The sequence below is a fragment of the Gordonia sp. L191 genome, assembly GCF_030077625.1.
GTDB classification, from domain to species: Bacteria; Actinomycetota; Actinomycetes; order Mycobacteriales; family Mycobacteriaceae; genus Gordonia; species Gordonia polyisoprenivorans_A.
The window spans coordinates 2005545-2028979 of sequence record NZ_CP125996.1; the positions used below are offsets into that span (position 1 = coordinate 2005545).

The following is a 23435-nucleotide window of genomic DNA, read 5'->3' on the forward strand; positions in this document are numbered from 1 at the left end:
TCACCGGTGTTGCTGTGCCGCAAAGTACGCCGAGACTTTTTTCAGGAACGCAATGTCGCGGTCCTTCTCGGCGGCCTCGGCACGTAACCGCACCAACTCCGCGCGCTCACCGGCACTGAGCTCACCATCGGGCGGAGCTGCCCGCCCCTCGGTGATCACTCCGTCGCGAATGCGTTCGGCGCGAACCCATTTGCCCAGCAGATTCTCATGCACGTTCAACTCACGAGCGACCTCAGAGATCGGGCGGCCGCCATCAATCACCCGACGAGCAGCCTCCGCCTTGAACTCAGGCGTAAACGACCGACGCGTCCTCGACATAGTGACATCCTTCCAGCAGGGCCCATAGCCCCACTATCTCGGGTGTCCACTCAAACTGGGGAACCTCAGATGGACATGGTCGTTGTCTCCTGTGGCTGGCGGCCGACGATCGGCCTGGGTGGACGGATGAATCGGGTGAATCGATCCCGTGACAACGGGTCGCGCCATCGCTGGGGCGGGTGTCACTACGGTCACACCTGAGTTGGCTCGGTCATATTTTACGAAAGCGCTATTTGTGCTGCCCCCCGTCGGGGAATGTCCAACGCGCACGGCGCTCCCTACGGTATGGGGAGCATCACATGCGTGGTGTCAACAACTGACTGAGGAGGACAACGATGTCGCGGTTCGAAGGCAAGGTCGCGCTGGTCACCGGCGGGGCTTCGGGTATCGGCGCTGCGGTCGGCCGAAAACTCGTCGACGAGGGGGCCTCCGTGGTTCTGCTCGATCTCAACGCCGACGGCGTCGCGTCGGTGGCGACAAGCCTCGGCGACACCGTCGTCGGGGTGGCCGGCAACGTGGCACAGGAGGACGACGTCGCCGGTGCTGTCGCACTCGCCGTCGAGCGGTTCGGCCAACTCGACATCGCATTCAACATCCCGGTATCGCGCGGATCGGCACCATCGTGGACGGGCCGACGTCGGACTGGGACGCCACGATCGATGTCGTGCTCAAGGGCACCTACCTGGTCACTCGACATGCTGCACGAGCGATCCGCGACGGTGGTCGCGGTGGCGCCATCGTCAACGTGTCGTCGCTCAACGCCCATGTGCCGCTGTACGGAGGCAGTTCGTACGCCGCCGCGAAGGCGGGGGTCGAGAGTTTCACCAAGAACGCCGCCCTGGAGCTCGGAGCCGACGGAATCCGCGTCAACGCCGTCCTACCGGGGCTTGTCGACACGCCGATGACCGCACCGTTCCTCGGTATCGAGTCGGTGGCCACGGACTACCTAAATCGGATTGTGATGAACCGGGCGGGCACACCCGAGGAGATCGCCGATGCCTGTCTTTATCTGGCCGGCGACCTCGTGCCGGGCTTCTCGGACCGCACCGCCGAGGTCGGCGACAACACGCGCGGGCTGCGCAATGGCATTGTGGTGATTTCCATCCGGAATTCGGAAAAATGCGGAAATCATGCGTCGAATGAAGGCCTCGGATCAGCAAAATCTGCGACGGTGACGGCTCACGCCCCGATCGCGCGCCCGATCACCGGCCACGAGGCGCGCAGATCCGCGGCGAACACGCCCCAGGAGTGCGATCCCAATGGGCGTGCCGAGAATGTGTGCGCAATCCCCAAGGCGGTCAACTGATTCGACGTGGCCGCAGTGCACACTCGTGTGTACGCCTCGATCTGACCACCGCCGGCAAGCCCGCCGAGGGTCTCTGCCGGGCCGCCGTCGATCGGACCGGGCATGCCGGTGGCCGCCGACAGGAACACCGCTTTTCCGCGCAACTTGCCCGCATTGACGATCGGGTCATTTGTCACCCAGTCGGGCCCGCCCGGCGGTCCCCACATGTTGAGCACGTTGCCGCCGCCGCGGGTGACCACGGCGGTCACCGCGCCGACGCCGAGCAGATCGGTGGTCCCGGGACACCCGCTGTAGGACGCCACGGCGCGATACAAGTCGGGAGCCGATTCGGCGATCGCCAGCGCCGGACCGCCCGACATCGACACCCCGGTGATCGCGTTGATCCCGTTGATGTGGAAGGCGCGGTTGACGATCGGCGGGAGTTCTCGTGTCAGAAAGGTTCGCCACTTGTTGCGGCCCAGGACCGGATCGTCGTGCTGCCAGTCGGTGAACATCGACGCGCGACCTCCGACGGGGAAGACGGCCGTCACGGCCTTGTCTGCGAAAAAGCCACGGGCGCCGCCGTTGTTGATCCAGGAGATCCCGTCCTCGCCGCCACCGAGTCCGGGCAGCATGTAGACGGCGGGTCCCGCAGGTCGTTCGGGCGGGTGCAGCACCTGGCTGGTGATCACCCTGCCCATCGACGACGAGTACACCTCGAGCACCGACTCGGTCGGGGAGACGTCGCGGACGGCGACGAGGTGTGCGGCCTCCGCGCGAGCAGGCACCTGTGCACCGACGGCTGCGCTCAGCAGCACCATCACCGCGATGATCCCGAGACGGCGGGCCCACGAGGCCATGGTGAGTCCGGCACGGTGTGGTCCGGCACCGGGTTGTCGCGGTCTGGGTCGTCGAGTTGTCATCCACGTGCTCCGTTCGCCATTCGAGTGGTTCCCGACGCATCTCTGTGAGGTCGCTGTGAGCATATCCGTGACGGGTGGGACCAGTGTTACTCATGGTGCAATCTTGTTAGAGGTGCGTAATGAATCCGAGTCCTTGCATCCGCAAGGTTCGGGCGGCTCGCTCCGATGAGGTGCAGGTGAAATCCGCTCGCCTCGTGCCCGTATCCTGGATGGGTCATTTCCTCCAGTCACGCCAGGAGAGATCCATGCTCGCCCGAACCGACCTGCGCGGTAGCACGCCGACGCTTGCCGAACTGCGTCGCGCGTTGCCCCGTGGGGGCACCGACGTCAACGCCGTTCTCGACACGGTGGGGCCGGTGGTTCATGCCGTCGCCGAGCGCGGCACGGCAGCGGCACTGGAGTACGGGGAGCGCTTCGACGGTGTACGTCCCGCGTCGGTGCGGGTGCCGTCATCGGTCATCGGTGACGCACTTGCGGCGCTGGATCCGGCGGTGGCCGACGCCTTGCGCGAGTCGATCTCCCGCGCGCGGGCGGTGCACGCCGATCAGCGCAGGCAGACCTCGCGGACGCAGGTCGTCGACGGTGGTGTGGTCAGTGAGAAGTGGATTCCGGTGCGACGCGTCGGGTTGTACGTGCCCGGCGGCAATGCCGTGTATCCCTCGTCGGTGATCATGAACGTCGTTCCGGCGCAGGAGGCCGGTGTGGGGTCGCTGGTGGTGGCCTCGCCGCCGCAGAAGGACTTCGGCGGGTGGCCGCATCCGACGATTCTCGCTGCGTGCGCGTTGCTCGGGGTCGACGAGGTGTGGGCGGTCGGTGGAGCGCAGGGCGTTGCCTTGTTGACCTACGGCGGAACCGACACCGACGCCGCTGATGCACCCGGCGCGGTTCTGGATCCGGTGGACCTCATCACCGGACCGGGGAACATCTACGTGACGGCGGCCAAGCGTTTGTGCCGCGGGGTCGTGGGTATCGACTCCGAGGCCGGGCCGACCGAGATCGCGATTCTCGCGGATGACACGGCGAGGCCCGAACTCGTTGCCGCGGACCTCATCTCACAGGCCGAGCACGATGTCCTGGCCGCCTCGGTGCTCGTCACCGACAGCGTCGACCTCGCCGATGCCGTCGATGCGGCCCTCGAGAATCAGGTGGCACAGACCAAACACCGCGAACGGGTGGCAACCGCCTTGGCGGGCAAGCAATCCGGTGTGGTGCTGGTCGACGATCTCGGGGCGGGACTGGCGGTGGTCGACGCCTACGCCGCCGAGCATCTCGAAATCCAGACGCGCGACGCGGCCGCGGTTGCCGATCGTGTGCACAATGCGGGCGCGATCTTCGTCGGTAACTACGCGCCGGTCAGCCTCGGTGACTACTGTGCGGGTTCCAATCACGTTCTGCCGACCTCGGGTTCGGCGCGCTTCGCGTCGGGGTTGTCGGTACAGACCTTCCTCAAGGGCGTTCACGTCATCGATTACGACGAGGCCGCGCTGCGTGATGTCGCCGACAAGGTCGTCACCCTGGCGCAGGCCGAAGATCTTCCGGCGCACGGGGATGCGATCACCCGGCGCTTCATGGAGGACGCGCGGTGACCGCGGAGAGTGCCGGCGCCGGGAGCGTAGCGAGCGGGCCGAATGTACGCGGCGCCGGGAGCGTAGCGAGCGGGCCGAATGTACGCGGCGCCGGGAGCGTGGCGAGCGGGCCGAGTATTCCCGGCGCGTCGATCTCGGTGGACGAGTTGCCGCTGCGGGACAACCTTCGTGGGAAGAGTGCTTATGGGGCACCGCAATTGACGGTGCCGGTGGTGCTCAACACCAATGAGAACCCGCATCCGCCGTCGGCGGCGTTGATCGCCGATGTCGCCGAGTCGGTCCGGGTCGCCGCGGCCGAGTTGCATCGATACCCCGACCGGGATGCGGTCGCGCTGCGTACCGAGTTGGCCGAGTATCTCAGCCGCGCCACCGGGGTTCGGTTGTCGGTCGAGAACCTTTGGGCGGCAAATGGTTCCAATGAGATCCTGCAGCAGCTGTTGCAGGCCTTCGGCGGGCCGGGGCGGACAGCGTTGGGTTTCGTGCCCAGCTATTCGATGCATCCGATCATCTCCGACGGCACCACCACCATGTGGCTGGAGGCCAAGCGCAACGCCGATTTCTCACTCGACGTCGATTACGCGATCGGTGAGGTCGCCGCGCGTCGCCCCGACGTGGTGTTCCTCACCTCGCCCAACAACCCGACAGGTGCATCGATCCCGAATGCCGGGTTGCGCGCCATCGTCGAAGCGGCGCCGGGCATCGTCATCGTCGACGAGGCGTATGGCGAGTTCTCCGAGCAACCCAGTGCGACCGAATTGATCGAGGAGTTCCCGGCGAAGGTCGTCGTGAGTCGCACGATGAGCAAGGCGTTCGCCTTTGCCGGTGGACGGCTCGGGTATCTGGCCGCGTCGCCGGCGATCGTCGAGGCCCTGCAACTGGTTCGGTTGCCCTATCACCTGTCGGTGCTGACCCAGGCGTCCGCGCGGGCGGCGCTGCGCCACGGCGACGAGACCTTGTCGGGGGTCGCCACGATCATCGCCGAACGCAAGCGCGTCGTCGCCGAGCTCGCCGCGGCAGGTTTCGAGGTGGTCGATTCCGACGCCAACTTCGTGCTGTTCGGACGGTTCGCCGACGCCTCGGCGTCGTGGCAGCGTTACCTCGACGACGGGGTCCTCATCCGTGACGTCGGGATTCCTGCCCACCTGCGGGTGACGGTCGGTCTGCGCGGCGAGAACGATGTCTTCCTCGAGGTCAGTCGACGCCTGGCCGCAACCGATCTGGAGAATGGCTGAGTGAGCACCACACAGGAGTCGAGCGCCACCGGGACCGCGGGGGCCCGTATCGGCAAGGTCGAGCGCACCACCAAGGAGTCGTCGATCGCCGTCGAGATCGACCTCGACGGTACCGGTCGCACCGACATCTCCACCGGCATCGCGTTCTTCGATCACATGCTGACCGCGTTCGGTGCGCATGGCAGCTTCGATCTGACGGTCAAGGCGACCGGTGATGTCGAGGTCGAGGGTCACCACACCATCGAGGACACAGCGATCGTCCTCGGTCAGGCGCTGGGGCAGGCGCTCGGGGACAAGAAGGGCATCCGTCGCTTCGGTGACTGCTACATCCCGATGGACGAGACCCTCGCCCACGCGGTCGTCGACGTGTCGGGCCGGCCGTACTGCGTGCACACCGGCGAGCCGGAGCATCTGCTGACCGCGGTCATCGGCGGCTACCCGGGCGTCCCGTATTCGACGATCATCAACCGGCACGTCTTCGAGTCGATCGCGCTGAATGCCCGTATCGCGCTGCATGTTCGGGTGCTCTACGGACGCGATCAGCACCACATCACCGAGGCGGAGTTCAAAGCGGTCGCCCGGGCGTTGCGCGAGGCCACCGAGGCCGATCCGCGGGTGACCGGGGTGCCCTCGACGAAGGGTGCTCTATGAGCGGGCCCGACGTCGTTGTCCTCGATTACGGGTCGGGGAATCTGCGGTCGGCGCAGCGGGCACTGGAGCGGGCCGGAGCCCAGGTGACCGTGTCGGCCGACTTCGACACCGCCCTGAACGCGACCGGTTTGGTCGTCCCGGGGGTCGGGGCCTTCGCGGCATGTATGGAGGGACTGCGCGCGGTGAAGGGTGACCGGATCATCGGCCGCCGCCTCGCCGGCGGACGTCCGGTACTCGGCATCTGCGTGGGCATGCAGATCCTGTTCGAGCACGGCGTCGAATTCGGGGAGGAGGCCGACGGATGCGGTGAGTGGCCCGGTTCGATCACCCGGCTGCCCGCACCGGTGCTGCCGCACATGGGATGGAACACCGTCGACGCGCCCGAGGGCTCGGTGCTGTTCGCCGGGCTCGACGCCGACACCCGCTTCTACTTCGTGCACTCCTATGCCGCGCAGTCGTGGGAGATGGACAACGACGGCACCGCACTGCGCGCACCGCGGCTGACCTGGGCCGATTATGGTGGGAAATTCCTCGCCGCGGTCGAGAACGGTCCATTGAGCGCCACCCAGTTCCATCCGGAGAAATCCGGCGACGCCGGGGCGCATCTGCTGGCCAACTGGATCAGGGCCCTCTCATGACCGATTCGGGTGCCGGCGGCGATCCGGAGTACCGCTTCTCCTACGGTCGATTCGTCCTGTTCGTCCTCGGCGCAGGTGTCATCGTGCTGGTGATCTGCATCCCGGTGGTGCTGGCGCTGGCCAAATGGAATGCGATCGCCGGGCTGGTCGCGTCGCTGGTCAGCATCGTGCTGATGATCACGGCGATCGGCATCACCTCCAAACGCTTGATCGGCAAGGCCGAACGCGCGCTGCGCGCCCAGCACCGCAGCAATCCCCCGACCTCCTGAAAGGACCCGCGCAACCCCATGGGAACAACCCTCGAACTGCTTCCGGCCGTCGATGTCGCCGATGGTCAGGCGGTGCGCCTGGTCCAGGGTGCCGCCGGTACCGAAACCTCCTACGGTTCACCGCGTGAGGCCGCGCTGGCCTGGCAGAAGGACGGCGCGGAGTGGATTCACCTCGTCGACCTCGACGCCGCCTTCGGGCGGGGCAACAACCGTGACCTGCTCGCCGAGGTCGTCGGCGAACTCGACGTGAAGGTCGAACTGTCCGGCGGCATCCGCGACGACGAGTCGCTCGAGGCCGCACTGGCCACCGGCTGTACACGGGTGAATCTGGGTACCGCCGCGCTGGAGAATCCGCAGTGGTGCGCCACGGCGATCGAGCGATTCGGCGACCGGATCGCCGTCGGACTCGACGTCATCCGGGAAGGCTCGTCGTACCGGTTGCGCGGGCGCGGCTGGGTGACCGACGGCGGTGATCTGTGGGAGGTGCTCGAACGCCTCAACGGCGACGGATGCGCCCGCTATGTCGTCACCGACGTCTCCAAGGACGGCACGCTGGGCGGCCCGAATCTCGACCTGCTCGCCGAGGTCGCCGCGGCCACCGATGCGCCGATCGTCGCCTCCGGCGGGGTGTCGGCGCTCGACGACCTCGTGGCGATCGCCGGTCTGGTGGAGCAGGGCGTGGAGGGGGCGATCGTGGGTAAGGCGCTCTACGCCGGGCGGTTCACCCTGCCCGAGGCATTGACGGCGGTCGGCGGCCGGTGACCGCGGGCGCCGACCTGGATCTGTCCCGACTGCTCGAGGTGGCCGGGGGAGTCCTCGACGGGGTCAGCGACGACTTCATCGCCGGTCTGGGAGCGCCGAGCGCGGTCCGCAAGGGTGCCACCGACTTCGCCACCCAGGTCGATCTCGATCTCGAACGCCGGATCGTCGGCGAGCTGACCGACCTGACCGGCATCGGGGTGCACGGTGAGGAATTCGGCGGCCCTCCGGTCGACGAGGGTGTGGTCTGGGTTCTCGATCCGGTCGACGGCACCTACAACTATTCCGCCGGGATGCCGCTGACGGGCATCCTGCTCGCGCTGCTCGTCGACGGCGAGAGCGTGTTGGGTCTGACGTGGATGCCGTTGTCGCGGCAGCGTTTCGCCGGACACCTCGACTCGCCGTTGCTGTGCAACGGTGAGCCGGTGACCCCTTCCGGCGCAACGTCGTTGGCGCAGTGCGCGATCGGCTTCGGACCGTTCAACGTCGGGCACGGCGGCCGATATCCGGGCGCTCGCCGCGCCGACCTGATCCGGGCGCTGTCCGCGCGGGTGGCCCGGCTGCGGATGACCGGCAGCACCGGGGTGGACATGGCCTACGCGGCGTCGGGGACCTTCGGCGGGTCGATCGCCTTCGGTCGTCACCCGTGGGACAACGCTGCCGGGGCGGCGCTGGTTCGTGCCGCCGGTGGCGTGGCCACCGATCTGTCCGGACGGCGGTGGACCGTCGATTCGCCCTCGTTGGTGGCCGGATCGCCGGGGATTCATTCGGAACTGATGGACGTTGTGTACGAGGTGATCGGTGACGAGTGGTCCACCGATGCGGCCCGACCCGAGGAGACCGACCGATGACTTTGGCCGTGCGTGTGATCCCGTGCCTCGACGTCGACAACGGACGCGTCGTCAAGGGCGTCAACTTCGCGAACCTGCGTGATGCCGGTGATCCGGTGGAACTCGCGGCGCGCTACGACGCGGAGGGTGCCGACGAATTGACCTTCCTCGACGTCACCGCGTCGAGTTCGGGGCGCGCCACGATGATCGACGTCGTCGGGCGCACCGCCGAGCAGATCTTCATCCCGCTGACCGTCGGTGGCGGTATCCGCACTGTCGCCGACGTCGACACGATGCTGCGGGCCGGCGCCGACAAGGTCAGCGTCAACACCGCGGCGATCGCCCGGCCCGAGGTGCTCGAGGAGATGAGCAGGCGTTTCGGTTCGCAGTGCATCGTGCTGTCGGTCGATGCGCGTACCGTGCCCGACGGTGAGCAGCCCACCCCGTCCGGTTGGGAGGTCACCACGCACGGCGGACGCCGTGGTACCGGCATCGACGCGGTCGAATGGGCAAGGCGCGGACAAGAACTCGGCGTCGGGGAGATCCTGTTGAACTCGATGGACGCCGACGGCACCAAGCAGGGCTTCGATCTGCGCATGCTGACTGCGGTCCGTGCGGCCGTCGAGGTACCGGTCATCGCCAGTGGTGGCGCGGGGGCCGTCGAGCATTTCGCGCCCGCGGTCGCGGCGGGCGCCGACGCGGTGCTCGCGGCCTCGGTGTTCCACTTCGGCCAGCTCACCATCGGTGAGGTCAAGGAGTCGATGGCCGCCGCCGGTATCACCGTGCGGACCGCACGCGACACCCCGATGGAGGTGTGAGGCGATGGCTCTCGATCCCGAGTTGGCGGGTCGGCTGACCCACAATGCCGACGGGCTGTTCAGCGCCGTCGCCCAGGAGCGCGAGACCGGCACCGTGCTGATGGTGGCGTGGATGGACGACACCGCACTCGAACGCACCCTGGCCACACGGCGCGCGACCTACTTTTCGCGGTCCCGTCAGGAGTACTGGGTGAAGGGCGAGACCAGCGGTCACACCCAATATGTGCACGACGTCCGGCTCGACTGCGATGGCGACACGGTGTTGTTGATCGTCGATCAGGTGGGGGCGGCCTGCCACACGGGTAATCACAGTTGCTTCGACACCCCGTCGTTGCCGTTCGCCCAACCCGACGCGACCGGCGCGGGCTGATGCCTGGGAGAATCGGGGCGGACACTCATTTGACGAAAGGTGGCGACCAGTCATGCCATTGATCCAGATCTCGCAGACCCCCGGGCTCTCGGACCGGGTGAAGCGCGAGACCATCGCGGCGGTGACCGAGGCGTACGCGCGGGCCACCGGCAAGAGCCCGGATTCGGTGTGGGTCACCATCAACGAGATCCCGCGTACCCAGTGGGGCGTGGGCGGCGAGCCCCTGGGATGAGTACGCCCGCGATGAGCACCTCCACGCACGATCATGCGGCGGGTTCAGCGACGACGAGTCTGGCCGAGTTCCTGGATCTGGCTGCCGACCATCGTGTCGTGCCGGTCACCCGCAAGGTCCTCGCCGACTCGGAGACGCCGCTGTCGGCCTACCGCAAGCTCGCCGGCGACCGCGAGGGCACGTTCTTGCTCGAGTCCGCCGAGAATGGGCGGAGTTGGTCGCGGTGGTCGTTTATCGGCGCGGGAGCGCCGTCGGCGCTGACGGTTGTCGACGGCAAGGCCAGCTGGTGGGGGACGGTGCCGTCGGGCGCACCGGTCGACGGTGACCCGCTGACGGTGCTGGCCGAGTCGCTACGCCTGCTGGCCACCGATCCGTTGCCGGGCATGCCGCCACTGACCGGCGGGTTCGTCGGGTTCATGGCCTATGACATGGTGCGCCGGCTCGAACGGCTACCCGAGACCACCACCGATGATCTGCACCTGCCGGATCTGATGATGTTGTTGGCGACCGATCTGGCCGCGGTCGATCATCACGAGGGCACCATCACCCTGATCGCCAACGCCGTCAACTGGGATGGTTCCGACGAGCGTGCCGAGGAGGCCTACGCCGACGCCGTTGCCCGGCTGGACCGGATGACGCAGGCCCTCGCCGCGCCGGCGCCGTCGACGGTGTCGCATTTCGACCGGCCCGACCCCGACTTTCGGGTGCAGCGCAGCCGCGAGGAGTACCACGAGATCGTGCGCGACCTCGTCGGCGAGATCGAGGCGGGCGAGGCATTCCAGGTGGTGCCGTCGATGCGGTTCGAGATGGACACCGCCGCCGACCCGATCGACGTGTACCGGGTGCTGCGGGCGTCCAATCCGAGCCCGTACATGTATCTGCTGCGCATCCCGGGAATCGAGTCGGACCCGTTCACGGTCGTCGGGTCGAGTCCCGAGGCGCTGGTGACCGTGCAGGACGGCTGGGCGACGACCCATCCGATCGCCGGTACCCGATGGCGTGGGGCGACCGAGGAGGAGGATCAACTGCTCGGGAAGGACCTGATCGCCGACGAGAAGGAGAATGCCGAGCACCTGATGCTCGTCGATCTCGGACGGAATGATCTCGGTCGGGTCTGTCGGCCCGGCACCGTGAAGGTGAGCGATTACCGACACATCGAGCGGTACAGCCACGTCATGCACCTGGTGTCGACGGTGTCGGGGGAGTTGCGTGAGGACAAGCACGCCCTGGACGCGGTGACGGCGTGCTTCCCGGCGGGGACGCTCACCGGTGCGCCGAAGGTGCGGGCGATGGAGCTCATCGACACGCACGAACGGACGCGGCGCGGCCTGTACGGCGGCATCGTCGGCTACCTCGACTTCGCCGGCAACGCCGACACCGCGATCGCCATCCGCACCGCGTTGATCAAGGACGGCACCGCCTATGTGCAGGCCGGCGGCGGTGTCGTGGCCGACAGCGATCCCGACTATGAGTACAACGAGGCCCGCAACAAGGCGACCGCGGTGCTCAATGCGGTTGCCGCCGCCTCGACGATGCGTCGGGTCTCCGGCGGCGCTGCCGAAGGTGGGCCGACAAGTGAGTGAGCAGGCCCCCGATCCGACGACATCCGACGCCGCCGACACCGCCCGCCGGTCCCGGCGGATCAAGGTGATCGCCGCGATCCTGATGGCGTTGGGTGCATTGGCATTCTGGTCGGCCTCGCGCGTGACGTGGGCGACCGTCTACGCCGGTGACGGAATGTCGCCGGACCGATACATGCAGGTCAAGGGCGCCGACTGGAGTCCGTGGCTGACGCCGCTGGCGTTGGTGCTGCTCGCGGCGATCCTGGCGGCGTTCTCGCTGCGCGGGTGGGGATTGCGGATCGTGGCGGTCCTCGTCGCCGCGGGTGGGCTGCTGGCCGCGTTCCCGGCCCTGTCGCTGTTGACCAGCGGCTCGGACTCGCTGTATGCGGCTCGGGCGATCGACCTGTCGGATCGGTACATCGTGCGGTTGACGACCACCCACGGCTGGGTGTCGGCCATCGTGTTCGCGGGGACGGTGTGTTGTGTCGCGGCCGGTGTGCTGTTGCTGCGGTCGGCGTCGGGTGCGGGGATGTCGAGCAAGTACAGGACGCCTGCCGCGCGCCGTGACGAGCTCGAACGTGAGATCTTCGCCGAGCACGAGCGTCGCAAGGCGGCCGGCGATGCGGGGACCGATCCGGCCGGGGCTCCCACCGGCCAGAAGGGTCCGGACGCAGCGGACGCCGCCCGCACGGAACCGCCGCACGTCAACGAACGCATGATGTGGGATGCCCTCGACACCGGGATCGACCCGACCGAACAGCGCTGATCTCTGCGGTGCTCGGCGTGACGTGGGTCTCGACGGACCCGCGCACGGGCCGTTGGGAACCCCGGTCTACCCTGGTGAGGGCAAGGAGCGTCGAAAGGGAACCAGCTGTCGTGAGCACGCCGAACGTCCTCGATTCGATCATCGAGGGAGTCAAGGCCGACGTCGCCGCGCGCGAAGCGGTCGTCGATTACGCGGCCGTCAAGGCGGCCTCGGTCCAGGCGCCCGACCCCAAGGACGTGATGGCCGCGTTCCAGCAGCCCGGCATCGGGGTGATCGCCGAGTGCAAGCGTGCCAGCCCGTCGAAGGGTGAGCTCGCCACCATCGCCGACCCCGCCGAACTCGCGCGTGCCTACGAGGACGGTGGTGCGCGGATCATCAGTGTGCTCACCGAGGAGCGGCGGTTCCGCGGGTCGCTCGCCGATCTCGACGCCGTCCGCGCGGCCGTGAACATCCCGGTGCTGCGCAAGGATTTCATCGTCGGGCCGTACCAGATCCATGAGGCGCGCGCGCATGGTGCCGACATGATCTTGCTGATCGTCGCCGCGCTGGAGCAGAACGTGCTGGCCTCGTTGCTCGACCGCACCGAGAGCCTGGGCATGACCGCTCTCGTCGAGGTGCACACCGAGGAAGAGGCCAATCGCGCGCTGGAGGCGGGAGCCTCGGTGGTCGGCGTCAACAACCGCAATCTCAAGACCCTCGAGGTCGATCGCGACAACTTCTCCCGGATCGCTCCGGGCCTGCCCACCAAGGTGATTCGGGTCGCCGAGTCGGGTGTGCGAGGCACCGCCGACCTGCTGGCGTTCGCCGGCGCCGGCGCCGACGCGGTCCTGGTGGGTGAGGGGCTGGTCACCAGTGGCGACCCCCGTACCGCGGTGGCGGAGCTGGTAACCGCCGGCACCCACCCGTCCTGTCCAAAACCCGTTCGCTGACAATGGCATTCGGCTTCGGCCGAAGCCGCTGACGCGTATGTGAAGCAATGAGGTGTCCTGTGACGACCCATCAGAGCAGCGGCACCGACGCCGCCCCAACCGTCCTGCCCACGGCCAGTCAGGGAGTGGCCACCCGCACCTCCCTCGAGCCCGACGCCGGCGGCCACTTCGGTGTCTACGGTGGGCGGCACGTCCCCGAGGCGTTGATGGCGGTCATCGACGAGGTGACCACCGCCTACGAGAAGATGCGCACCGACGACGACTACCTTGCAGAACTCGACCGGCTGCAACGTGACTACGTCGGTCGCCCCTCGCCGCTGTACGAGGCGACGCGGCTGTCCGACGATGCCGGCGGGGCGCGGGTGTTCCTCAAGCGGGAAGACCTGAACCACACCGGTTCCCACAAGATCAACAATGTGCTCGGTCAGTTGTTGCTGGCCCGCCGGATGGGCAAGTCGCGCATCATCGCCGAGACCGGTGCCGGTCAGCACGGCGTCGCCACCGCCACCGGTTGCGCCCTGTTCGGGATGGAGTGCATCGTCTACATGGGTCGCGTCGATACCGAACGTCAGGCGTTGAACGTGGCGCGGATGCGTCTGCTCGGCGCGACGGTGATCGCGGTGGAGACCGGCTCGGCGACCCTCAAGGATGCGATCAACGAGGCGCTCCGCGACTGGGTTACCAACGCGCACAACACCTATTACTGCTTCGGTACCGCCGCGGGGCCGCATCCGTTCCCGATGCTGGTACGAGATCTGCAGCGCATCGTCGGACTCGAGGCCCGGGCGCAGATCCTCTCGCACGCCGGACGGCTGCCCGATGCGGTGGTGGCCTGCGTCGGCGGCGGATCGAACGCGATCGGGGTGTTCCACCCGTTCATCGACGACGCCGACGTACGGCTCGTCGGATACGAGGCCGCCGGTGACGGTGTCGAGACCGGCCGGCACGCGGCGACGTTCACCGGTGGTACACCGGGCGCCTTCCAGGGTGCCTTCTCCTACCTCCTGCAGGACGAGGACGGCCAAACCATCGAATCCCATTCCATCTCGGCGGGTTTGGACTATCCCGGGGTCGGTCCCGAGCACGCCTACCTCAAGGACATCGGCCGGGCCGAGTACCGGCCGATCACCGATACCGAGGCGATGAACGCGCTGGCGCTGCTGAGCCGGCGGGAAGGGATCATCCCGGCGATCGAGTCGGCGCATGCGGTGGCCGGTGCGTTGAAACTCGGCCACGAACTCGCGCGTACCTCACCGCGCGGGGCGCAGGCCGGTACCGAGGGCGCACCGATCATCGTCGTCAGCCTGTCCGGCCGCGGTGACAAGGACGTCGACACCGCCGCGGAATGGTTCCATCTGTTCGATCCGCCTCCCTCGGAATCCGACGCCCAGACCGGACCGCATACGTCGTCCGAATCCGAAGCGGCCCAATCAGATCCGGGGGAGAGTCGATGACCGCGCCGACCGTCCGACACGCGGGAGCCTCCAAGCTCTCACCGGTCTTCACCCGCTGCCGTGAGCAGGGCCGCGCCGCGCTGATCGGCTATCTGCCCGTGGGCTATCCGACGGTGGCCGGCTCGGTGGAGTCGTTCACCACCATGGTCGAGGCCGGGTGCGACATCATCGAGGTCGGGGTGCCCTACTCGGATCCGGTGATGGACGGGCCGACGATCCAGGAAGCCGCCGATCTCGCACTGACCAACGGGGTACGGGTGCGCGACGTGTTCACCGCGGTCCGGGCGATCACCGAGGCCGGCGGACAGGCCGTCGTGATGAGTTACTGGAATCCCATCCTCGCCTACGGTGTCGAGCGTTTCTCCGCCGATCTCGCCGAGGCCGGGGGAGCCGGACTGATCACCCCCAACCTCATCCCGGAGGAGGGGCATGCGTGGCACGAGGCCTCCGACGCCCACGGGTTGGACCGCATCTATCTGGTCGCACCGTCGTCGACCCCGGAACGACTGGCCTACACCATCGATGCGTGTCGCGGTTTCGTCTACGCGGCCTCCACGATGGGAGTGACCGGTGCTCGTACCGCGGTGTCGAACGCCGCCCCCGAACTCTGTGCGCGGATCCGTGAGTACTCCGACATCCCGATCGGGGTCGGTCTCGGTGTCCGCAGCGGCGAGCAGGCCGCGGAGATCGCCTCCTATGCCGACGGTGTCATCGTGGGTTCGACCCTGGTGACCGCGGCGCAGGCCGGTCAGGGTCAGTTGCGTGATCTGGTTCGCGAACTCGCCGACGGCGTCGCCCATCCGAACCCGCCGAGGTGACCCGCGCGCGTGAGGTCCGATCGGACGAACCGACCGGGTGGTGCGATCGTGTGCCTCCGACGGTCGGTTAGGGTGTGACCGTGATCGCGCCGACGACGACGTTGCTCGCCTATATCCCCAGTCCGCCGCAGGGGGTCTGGCATCTCGGGCCGGTCCCGCTGCGGGCGTACGCGCTGTGCATCATCGTCGGCATCATCGTCGCGGTCTGGTGGGGTGATCGCCGCTGGATCGCACGCGGCGGCCAGCCCGGCGAGGTCCTCGACATCGCCATCTGGGCAGTGCCCTTCGGTCTGATCGGTGGCCGGATCTACCACGTCCTCACCGACTGGTCGATCTACTTCGGCGGCGGTGGCAAGTCCCCGATCGACGTCGTCAAGATCTGGGACGGTGGTCTCGGAATCTGGGGCGCGGTGATCTTCGGTGCTCTCGGCGCCTGGATTGGTGCGCGCCGTCACGGCATCCGGTTGCCCGCGTTCGGCGATGCCATCGCGCCCGCGATCCTGCTCGCCCAGGCGATCGGGCGGCTCGGCAACTATTTCAACCAGGAGCTCTACGGCCGGCCGACGACGGTGCCGTGGGGGTTGGAGATCTACGAGCGCACCAACGGCATCCAGACCGGACCCAATCTGATCAACGGAACCTCGACCGGCCAGGTGTACGAGATCGTCCACCCGACCTTCTTGTACGAGCTGGTGTGGAACGTGCTCGTGGTTCTCGCGCTCGTGGTGCTCGACCGACGATTCCGCATCGGCCACGGTCGACTCTTCGCGCTGTACGTGGCCGGATACTGCGTTGGCCGATTCGTCGTCGAACTCCTGCGCTCGGATACCGCGTACACCTTCATCGCCGGCGTTCGCATCAACGTCTTCACCTCCGCCCTGCTGTTCGTGTGTGCGGCGATCTACTTCGTCGTCGCCACCAAGGGCCGCGAGCGCGGTCTGGAGATGTACTACCCCGACCGTGCCGAGGAACTCGAAGCCCTCGGCGTCGTCGGCTACGTCGACGACCGATACCCGGACCACGAACTCGAGCGCGAGCCCGACGACGAGCCGGACGAGGACGAGCCCTTCGACTCCGACGGCGAGATGACCGACGCAGGCGACGACAGCACCGCGACCGAGGTCATCGACAAGGGCGTCGCCGAACACGACGAGGAAGCCGCCGTCGACCCGGAACTCGACGAGGAAGCCGCCGTCGCACCGGCCACTGCGGCCCCGTCCCCGTGGACGTCCCCTGATCCCGACACCGACGCCGACAGCGCCCCCGATACCCCCGACAGCGCTCTGCCTGATGCCGACGGCGCTTCCCCCGAGGCCGACAGCGCTTCGGAGACCGCCGACAGCGCTTCGGAGGCCGCCGACAGCGCTCCCTCGGATGCCGACCGCGCTCCCACCGACGCCGACAGCGCTCAGTCTGATGCCGACAGCGCCCAGCCTGATGCCGACGGCGCTTTCCCTGAGGCCGAGAGCGCTCCCGCCACCGCCGACGGCGCTTCCCCCGAGGCCGAGAGCGCTCCCGCCACCGCCGACGGCGCTTCCCCCGACGCGGACAGCGCTCCCACCGCCCCCGACTCCGCCAAAGACACCCCACCCACCCGCTGACCGGCTTCGGGGGTCGAGCCGGCGAGGATCACCTCGCCATCGCGGGCACCCCGCTGGGTGGTCGGTTACAGTGGGATTTCACGGTTTGCGGCAGCCCATACCCGCGACCGACGTAGTGCTCCACGGGCCAGCGCTGTCCCAGGACATCATGCATGCGATTCGTCACGAATCCGGTGGAGGTATTGATGTTGTTTTCGGCGCTCCCTGCCAAGCAGGGCCTGTATGACCCCGAGGCCGAGGTCGATTCCTGTGGCGTGGCGATGGTCACCGACATTCACGGTCGACGCTCACATGCGATCGTGTCCGACGGGTTGCTGGCGCTGGAGAATCTCGAACATCGTGGCGCGGCGGGCGCCGAGGCCAACAGCGGTGACGGCGCCGGCATCCTTATTCAGTTGCCCGACGAATTGCTGCGCGCGAGTGTCGATTTCGAGCTTCCTGCGCCGACCGCGTCGGGTGACAACACCTACGCTGCGGGCACCTGCTTCCTGCCGAGGGACCCGGACCTGCGCTCGACGGCGATCGCTCGGGTGACCGACCTCGCGGCCGCGGAGGGCATCACGATCCTCGGTTGGCGCGAGCTCCCGGTCGACGCCGACGGTGCCGATATCGGCGAGACCGCACTCGACTGCATGCCGCACATGGCTCAGCTGTTCGTCACCGTCGACCCCGGGCGGGGAGTCACACGCATCGGTGGCATCGACCTCGACCGGGCGATCTATCCCTTTCGCAAGCAAGCCGAGCGGGTGCCCTCGGACATCGACGCCGAGGGCACCGGCCTCTACTTCCCGTCGCTGTCGAGCCGCACGATCGTCTACAAGGGCATGCTCACCACGATGCAGCTGCCGCTGTACTACCCGGATCTGCGCGACGAACGGTGCATGAGCGCGATTGCCATCGTCCACTCACGTTTCTCGACCAACACCTTCCCGTCGTGGCCGCTCGCGCATCCGTTCCGATTCGTCGCCCACAACGGCGAGATCAACACCGTGCGCGGCAACCGCAACCGGATGCGCGCGCGGGAGGCCCTGCTGGAGACTGACCTGATTCCCGGTGACCTCAAGCGCGCGTTCCCGATCTGCACGCCGGAGGCCTCCGACTCCGCCTCTCTCGACGAGGTGCTCGAGCTGCTGCATCTCGGCGGACGCAGCGTCGCCCACGCAGTGATGCTGATGGTCCCCGAGGCCTGGGAGAACGTGCCGTCGATGGATCCCAAACGACGCGCCTTCCTGCAGTTCAACGGCTCGCTCATGGAGGCGTGGGACGGGCCGGCGTGCGTCACCTTCACCGACGGCACGGTCGTCGGTGCGGTCCTCGACCGCAATGGCCTGCGCCCGGGACGCTGGTGGCAGACCCGCGACGGGCGGGTGATCCTCGCCTCGGAGGCCGGAGTCCTCGACGTCCCGGTCGACGACGTCGTCTCCAAGGGTCGGCTCGAGCCGGGCACGATGTTCCTCGTCGACACCGCCGCCGGTCGGATCGTCCCCGACGAGGAGGTCAAGGGCGATCTGATCAACGCCGAGCCCTACGACGAATGGCTGCACGCGGGTCTGCTCGACATCGCGACGTTGCCGCCGCGACCGGTCTACAAGCCGAATCACGACACCGTCGTGCGGCGGCAGGTCTCGTTCGGATACACCGAGGAGGATCTGCGTGTCCTGCTCACGCCGATGGCGGCCTCCGGCTACGAGCCACTCGGCTCGATGGGTACCGACACCCCGGTTGCGGTGTTGTCCAAGCGTTCTCGCCTTCTCTACGACTACTTCGTGGAACTCTTCGCCCAGGTCACCAACCCGCCGTTGGACGCCATCCGTGAGGAGATCGTCACCTCGATGGCCCGGGTCATGGGACCCGAGCAGAACCTGTTGCGCCCCAACGCGGCATCGTGTCGCCAGATCCTGTTGCACTGGCCGGTCATCGACAACCACGATCTGGCCAAGCTCGTCCACATCGACGACGACGGCGACAACCCCGGACTGTCGGCCAAGGTGCTTCACGGGCTCTACGAGGTCGCCGATGGCGGGCCGGGATTGGCTGCGGCACTGGAGGATTTGCGGTTGCGCGCCAGCCAGGCGATCGCCGAGGGGCACCGGACCCTGGTGATCTCCGACCGCCACACCGATCGCGAACACGCACCGATCCCGTCACTGCTGGCGACCTCCGCGGTGCACCACCACCTGGTCCGTACCAAGGAGCGCACCAAGGTCGCGCTGGTCGTCGAGTCCGGTGATGCCCGCGAGGTCCACCACATCGCCCTGCTCATCGGATTCGGTGCGGCCGCGGTGAATCCGTATCTCGCACTGGAATCAATCGAAGATCTGATCGCGCAGGGCGAGCTGATCGGGGTGGCCGCCAGCAAGGCCATCCGCAACTACGTCGAAGCACTCGGCAAGGGTGTGTTGAAGGTGATGAGCAAGATGGGTATCTCCACCATCAGCTCCTACACCGCCTCGCAGGCATTCGAGGCCGTCGGACTCTCCTCGGCGGTGGTCAAGGAGTACTTCACCCGAACCGTCTCCCGCATCGAGGGTGTCGGACTCGACGAACTCGCCGAGGAGGTCCGGATGCGCCACCACCGGGCGTTCCCGGAGAATCCGACCGAGCAGGTGTATCGCCGACTCGAGGTGGGCGGCGAGTACCAGTACCGCCGCGAGGGTGAACTGCACGTGTTCACCCCGGAGACGATCTTCCTGTTGCAGCACGCCACCAAGACCGGGCGCGACGACGTGTTCCAGAAATACTCCGACGAGGTCGACCGCCTCCAGCGTGAGGGTGGCACGCTGCGCGGTTTGTTCGAACTCGATCTCGGCTCGCGCGACCCGATCCCGCTCGAGGAGGTCGAGCCGGCCGAGGAGATCATGAAGCGCTTCAACACCGGCGCCATGAGTTACGGGTCGATCTCGGCCGAAGCGCACGAGACGATCGCGATCGCGATGAACCGCATCGGTGCCCGGTCGAATTCCGGGGAGGGCGGCGAGGACGTCGACCGGCTCTACGATCCGGAGCGACGCAGTGCGGTCAAGCAGGTGGCGTCGGGCCGATTCGGTGTCACCAGCGATTATCTGATCAACGCCACCGACATCCAGATCAAGATGGCGCAGGGCGCCAAACCCGGTGAGGGTGGCCAACTTCCGGCGTACAAGGTGTATCCGTGGATCGCCAAGACCCGACACTCGACCCCGGGTGTGGCACTCATTTCGCCGCCGCCACATCACGACATCTACTCGATCGAGGATCTCGCCCAGCTGATCCACGACCTCAAGAACGCCAATTCGCAGGCCCGAATCCACGTGAAGCTGGTCAGCGCAGTCGGCGTCGGCACGGTCGCCACCGGCGTGTCCAAGGCGCATGCCGACGTCGTGCTCATCTCCGGGCACGACGGCGGTACCGGGGCCTCGCCACTGACCTCACTCAAGCACGCCGGTACGCCGTGGGAGATCGGTTTGGCCGACGCGCAACAAACGTTGATGCTCAACGGTTTACGTGATCGCATCACCGTCCAGTGCGACGGCGCGCTGCGCAACGGCCGGGACGTGATCATGGCGGCGTTGCTCGGTGCCGAAGAATACGGATTCTCCACCGCGCCGCTCATCGTGACCGGCTGCATCATGATGCGTGTGTGTCACCTCGACACCTGCCCGGTGGGTGTGGCCACCCAGAATCCGCAACTGCGCGCGCGGTTCAGCGGTCAGGCCGAACATATCGTGAACTTCTTCCGTTTCATCGCCGAGGATGTGCGAAAGTATCTGGCGCAGTTGGGTTATCGGACGCTCGACGAGGCGGTCGGCCAGTCGCAGCGGTTGCATACCGATGCCGCCGTCGCACATTGGAAGAGCAAGGGCCTCGATCTCAGCCCGATCTTCCGACGGATCGAGGACAAGGGCCCGACGCGTCGGGTGCGTGGCCAGGACCACGGACTCGACAAGGCACTCGACCAGACGCTGATCCAGCTCGCCGAAGGAGCGCTCGAGGACGCCCATCCCGTCACCTTGGAACTGCCGGTGCGCAACGTGAATCGCACGGTGGGCACGCTGCTCGGCGCCGAGGTCACCCGCCGCTACGGTGCCGCCGGTCTCGCCGAGGACACGATCACCGTCGAGCTGACCGGCTCGGCCGGTCAATCCCTGGGTGCATTCCTGCCGCCGGGGGTGACGATCAAGCTCAGTGGCGACACCAACGACTACGTCGGAAAGGGCTTGTGCGGCGGCAAGATCGTGGTGGCGCCGGACCCTGATGCCTGGTTCATCGCCGAGGATCAGGTGATCGCCGGCAACACCATTCTCTACGGCGCGACATCCGGGCAGGTGTATCTCCGCGGCCGCGTCGGTGAGCGGTTCTCCGTGCGCAACTCCGGTGCCACCGCCGTGGTCGAGGGCGTCGGCGACCACGCCTGCGAGTACATGACCGGTGGTCGGGTGGTGATCCTCGGCCCGACCGGGCGCAACATGGCGGCCGGCATGTCCGGCGGGATGGCCTTCGTCTACGACCTCGACCCCGCCAAGGTCAACATGGCGATGGTCGAGCTGATGCGTCCCGACCCCGACGACCTGCGCTGGCTCCATGAGCACATCACCATCCACACCGAGCTGACCGGGTCGGCGATCGGGGCGTCGATGCTGGCCGACTGGCCACGACGGTGCCTCGCGTTCACCAAGGTCATGCCCACCGATTACAAGCGTGTCCTCGACGCGGCCCAGATGGCCGAAGCCGAAGGGCGCGACGTTGATTCAGCGATCATGGAGGCGGCACGTGGCTGATCCGCGCGGATTCCTGGAGGTCTCGAAGAAGGAGGCCCGATACCGGCCGGTTGCCGAGCGCATCCGCGACTGGGGCGATGTCTACGAGCACGCCGACAACCCGATCAAGGTGCTCTCCGAGGTGAGCGATCAGGCCCGGCGATGCATGGACTGCGGGATCCCGTTCTGCCACTCCGGAACCGCGGGCTGCCCACTGGGCAACCTCATCCCGGAATGGAACGACCTCGTCCGACGCGGCCGGTGGGACGCGGCGAGCGAACGCCTGCACGCGACCAACAATTTCCCGGAGTTCACCGGAATGGTGTGCCCGGCACCCTGCGAGGCGGCATGCGTGCTGTCGATCTCGGAGAACACCACCGGCGGCAGCGTCACCATCAAGCGGATCGAGAAGACGATCGCCCACGAGTCCTGGGCCGAGGGCATCATCGGGCCCGAGCCGCCTGCCCTCAAGACCGGTAAGTCGGTTGCCGTGGTCGGCTCCGGACCGGGCGGCCTCGCCGCCGCACAGCAGCTGACCCGCGCCGGACACGACGTGACCGTCTACGAGCGTGACGACCGGCTGGGTGGACTGCTGCGCTACGGCATCCCCGAATACAAGCTGCAGAAGTCCGACATCGACCGCCGTATCGCCCAGATGCGTGCCGAGGGAACCGAATTCGTCACCAGTTGCAACGTCGGCACCGACCTGTCGGTGGCGCAGCTGCGCGAGCGTCACGACGCCGTCGTCCTCGCGATCGGTGCGATGGCCGCCCGCGACAACCCAGTGCCCGGGCGCGACCTCAACGGTGTGCACCTGGCCATGGAGCATCTGGTCCCGGCGAACCGCGAATGCGAGGGCGACGGCCCCTCGCCGATCACCGCCACGGGCAAACACGTCGTCATCATCGGCGGCGGCGACACCGGAGCCGACTGCCTCGGCACCGCACACCGGCAGGGCGCGGCCTCGGTGGTCCAACTCGACTACAATCCCGAACTGCCCTCCGATCGCGATGACACCCGATCCCCATGGCCCACCTGGCCACTGGTGATGCGCACCTCCAGCGCGCACGCCGAAGGCGGCGAACGCAAGTATCAGGTGGCCGTGCAACGATTCGTCGGCGACGAGCAGGGCAACGTCACCACGATGGTTCTCGCCGAAGTGGCCGTCGTCCGCGAACCCGACGGCCGACGAGTGATCACGCCGGTCAGTGAAGAATTCGAGATCCCTTGCGAACTGGCACTTTTCGCGATCGGATTCGAAGGCGTCGAACGCGGCCCGCTGCTCGACGGGCTCGAACTCGCGCCCAACGGACGGGGTGCGCTGTCCTGCGGCAGTGACTGGCAGACCGAGGCCGACGGCGTGTTCGTCTGCGGCGACGCACATCGAGGTGCATCGTTGGTGGTGTGGGCGATCGCCGAAGGTCGTTCCGCGGCAAGGTCGGTCGACGAATACCTGATGGGTGCCTCCGACCTCCCGTCGCCGGTCCGCCCGGCGGCGCTACCGCTTTCGGTGCGGTGACAATCCGCCGGAGCCGTCGCCGCGATCACGACACAGCCGTCGGGCGGCGCGCCCGGAGTGCGGCACCGACCGAGCTGAACACAATGAAACCGTGGCGTCGCCACTGACCTCGGGGGAGTGGACGAACGCGGTGTGGCCG

The 23435-nt window shown here is 67.5% G+C and carries 20 protein-coding genes and 3 pseudogenes; 20 read left to right on the forward strand and 3 right to left on the reverse strand.

Translation table 11 applies throughout. The features are described 5' to 3' along the window. Positions 1 to 219, reverse strand: a complete 219-nt coding sequence (locus QNM97_RS08990; protein ID WP_502875070.1) for a transposase — start codon at positions 217 to 219, stop codon at positions 1 to 3. A gap of 6 nt (positions 220 to 225) precedes the next feature. Further along, a pseudogene (locus QNM97_RS26620) lies at positions 226 to 318 on the reverse strand (transposase); the annotation flags it as partial. A 335-nt stretch (positions 319 to 653) separates the two neighbouring features. Between QNM97_RS26620 and QNM97_RS08995 the strand changes: the two are divergent. Both QNM97_RS08995 and QNM97_RS09000 read left to right on the forward strand, forming a co-directional pair. After that, positions 654 to 851 (forward strand): annotated as a pseudogene (locus QNM97_RS08995) (SDR family NAD(P)-dependent oxidoreductase); the annotation flags it as partial. 89 nt (positions 852 to 940) lie between these two features. Continuing rightward, positions 941 to 1285, forward strand: a pseudogene (locus tag QNM97_RS09000) (SDR family NAD(P)-dependent oxidoreductase); the annotation flags it as partial. 212 nt (positions 1286 to 1497) lie between these two features. On the opposite strand, the gene QNM97_RS09005 reads toward QNM97_RS09000, so the two are convergent. Next, positions 1498 to 2526, reverse strand: coding sequence for an alpha/beta hydrolase (locus QNM97_RS09005; RefSeq protein ID WP_283822439.1), 1029 nt, complete (start codon positions 2524 to 2526; stop codon positions 1498 to 1500). A 245-nt stretch (positions 2527 to 2771) separates the two neighbouring features. Between QNM97_RS09005 and hisD the strand changes: the two genes are divergently transcribed. The 18 genes from hisD (at position 2772) to QNM97_RS09095 (ending at position 23296) form a co-directional block, all read left to right on the forward strand. Then, positions 2772 to 4112, forward strand: coding sequence for a histidinol dehydrogenase (hisD, locus tag QNM97_RS09010; RefSeq protein WP_283822440.1), 1341 nt, complete (start codon positions 2772 to 2774; stop codon positions 4110 to 4112). A 98-nt stretch (positions 4113 to 4210) separates the two neighbouring features. Next, on the forward strand, positions 4211 to 5344 hold the full coding sequence (locus tag QNM97_RS09015) for a histidinol-phosphate transaminase (RefSeq protein WP_283822441.1): 1134 nt from the start codon (positions 4211 to 4213) through the stop codon (positions 5342 to 5344). After that, positions 5345 to 5995 carry an imidazoleglycerol-phosphate dehydratase HisB gene (gene hisB / locus QNM97_RS09020; protein ID WP_283822442.1) on the forward strand — a complete coding sequence of 217 codons (651 nt, stop codon included), beginning with the start codon at positions 5345 to 5347 and terminating at the stop codon, positions 5993 to 5995. After that, on the forward strand, positions 5992 to 6633 hold the full coding sequence (gene hisH / locus QNM97_RS09025) for an imidazole glycerol phosphate synthase subunit HisH (protein WP_283822444.1): 642 nt from the start codon (positions 5992 to 5994) through the stop codon (positions 6631 to 6633). The genes hisB and hisH overlap by 4 nt, the downstream gene beginning before the upstream one ends. Next, positions 6630 to 6902 carry a hypothetical protein gene (locus QNM97_RS09030; RefSeq protein ID WP_006371438.1) on the forward strand — a complete coding sequence of 91 codons (273 nt, stop codon included), beginning with the start codon at positions 6630 to 6632 and terminating at the stop codon, positions 6900 to 6902. The genes hisH and QNM97_RS09030 overlap by 4 nt, the downstream gene beginning before the upstream one ends. 18 nt (positions 6903 to 6920) lie before the next feature. Further along, positions 6921 to 7664 (forward strand): bifunctional 1-(5-phosphoribosyl)-5-((5-phosphoribosylamino)methylideneamino)imidazole-4-carboxamide isomerase/phosphoribosylanthranilate isomerase PriA, encoded by a 744-nt coding sequence (priA, locus tag QNM97_RS09035; protein WP_208791555.1) that lies wholly within the window; start codon positions 6921 to 6923, stop codon positions 7662 to 7664. Then, positions 7661 to 8512, forward strand: coding sequence for an inositol monophosphatase family protein (locus QNM97_RS09040; protein ID WP_208791554.1), 852 nt, complete (start codon positions 7661 to 7663; stop codon positions 8510 to 8512). Before priA ends, QNM97_RS09040 begins: the two co-directional genes overlap by 4 nt. After that, positions 8509 to 9309 (forward strand): imidazole glycerol phosphate synthase subunit HisF, encoded by an 801-nt coding sequence (gene hisF, locus QNM97_RS09045; RefSeq protein WP_283822445.1) that lies wholly within the window; start codon positions 8509 to 8511, stop codon positions 9307 to 9309. Before QNM97_RS09040 ends, hisF begins: the two co-directional genes overlap by 4 nt. A 4-nt stretch (positions 9310 to 9313) precedes the next feature. Next, complete coding sequence (hisI, locus tag QNM97_RS09050) at positions 9314 to 9679, forward strand: phosphoribosyl-AMP cyclohydrolase (protein WP_208791552.1); 366 nt, start codon at positions 9314 to 9316, stop codon at positions 9677 to 9679. A gap of 52 nt (positions 9680 to 9731) precedes the next feature. Next, positions 9732 to 9911, forward strand: a complete 180-nt coding sequence (locus QNM97_RS09055) for a tautomerase family protein (protein ID WP_006371433.1) — start codon at positions 9732 to 9734, stop codon at positions 9909 to 9911. After that, positions 9908 to 11494: an anthranilate synthase component I gene (locus tag QNM97_RS09060; RefSeq protein ID WP_283822447.1), complete on the forward strand. Its 1587-nt coding sequence runs from the start codon at positions 9908 to 9910 to the stop codon at positions 11492 to 11494. Before QNM97_RS09055 ends, QNM97_RS09060 begins: the two co-directional genes overlap by 4 nt. Next, complete coding sequence (locus QNM97_RS09065) at positions 11487 to 12239, forward strand: TIGR02234 family membrane protein (protein WP_283822448.1); 753 nt, start codon at positions 11487 to 11489, stop codon at positions 12237 to 12239. The genes QNM97_RS09060 and QNM97_RS09065 overlap by 8 nt, the downstream gene beginning before the upstream one ends. A gap of 110 nt (positions 12240 to 12349) precedes the next feature. Next, positions 12350 to 13168, forward strand: a complete 819-nt coding sequence (trpC, locus tag QNM97_RS09070; protein WP_006371430.1) for an indole-3-glycerol phosphate synthase TrpC — start codon at positions 12350 to 12352, stop codon at positions 13166 to 13168. A 47-nt stretch (positions 13169 to 13215) separates the two neighbouring features. Then, positions 13216 to 14622 (forward strand): tryptophan synthase subunit beta, encoded by a 1407-nt coding sequence (gene trpB / locus QNM97_RS09075; RefSeq protein WP_283822449.1) that lies wholly within the window; start codon positions 13216 to 13218, stop codon positions 14620 to 14622. Continuing rightward, entirely contained in the window at positions 14619 to 15440 is an 822-nt protein-coding gene (trpA, locus tag QNM97_RS09080) for a tryptophan synthase subunit alpha (protein WP_283822450.1), read from the forward strand. Before trpB ends, trpA begins: the two co-directional genes overlap by 4 nt. 74 nt (positions 15441 to 15514) lie before the next feature. After that, the gene (gene lgt / locus QNM97_RS09085) at positions 15515 to 17041 is read left to right on the forward strand and encodes a prolipoprotein diacylglyceryl transferase (RefSeq protein WP_349632351.1); all 1527 of its coding nucleotides are present in this window, start codon (positions 15515 to 15517) and stop codon (positions 17039 to 17041) included. 185 nt (positions 17042 to 17226) lie between these two features. Next, positions 17227 to 21798, forward strand: coding sequence for a glutamate synthase large subunit (gltB, locus tag QNM97_RS09090; RefSeq protein ID WP_283823147.1), 4572 nt, complete (start codon positions 17227 to 17229; stop codon positions 21796 to 21798). Then, positions 21791 to 23296 carry a glutamate synthase subunit beta gene (locus tag QNM97_RS09095; protein WP_283822452.1) on the forward strand — a complete coding sequence of 502 codons (1506 nt, stop codon included), beginning with the start codon at positions 21791 to 21793 and terminating at the stop codon, positions 23294 to 23296. Before gltB ends, QNM97_RS09095 begins: the two co-directional genes overlap by 8 nt. Positions 23297 to 23435: the final 139 nt, after the last annotated feature.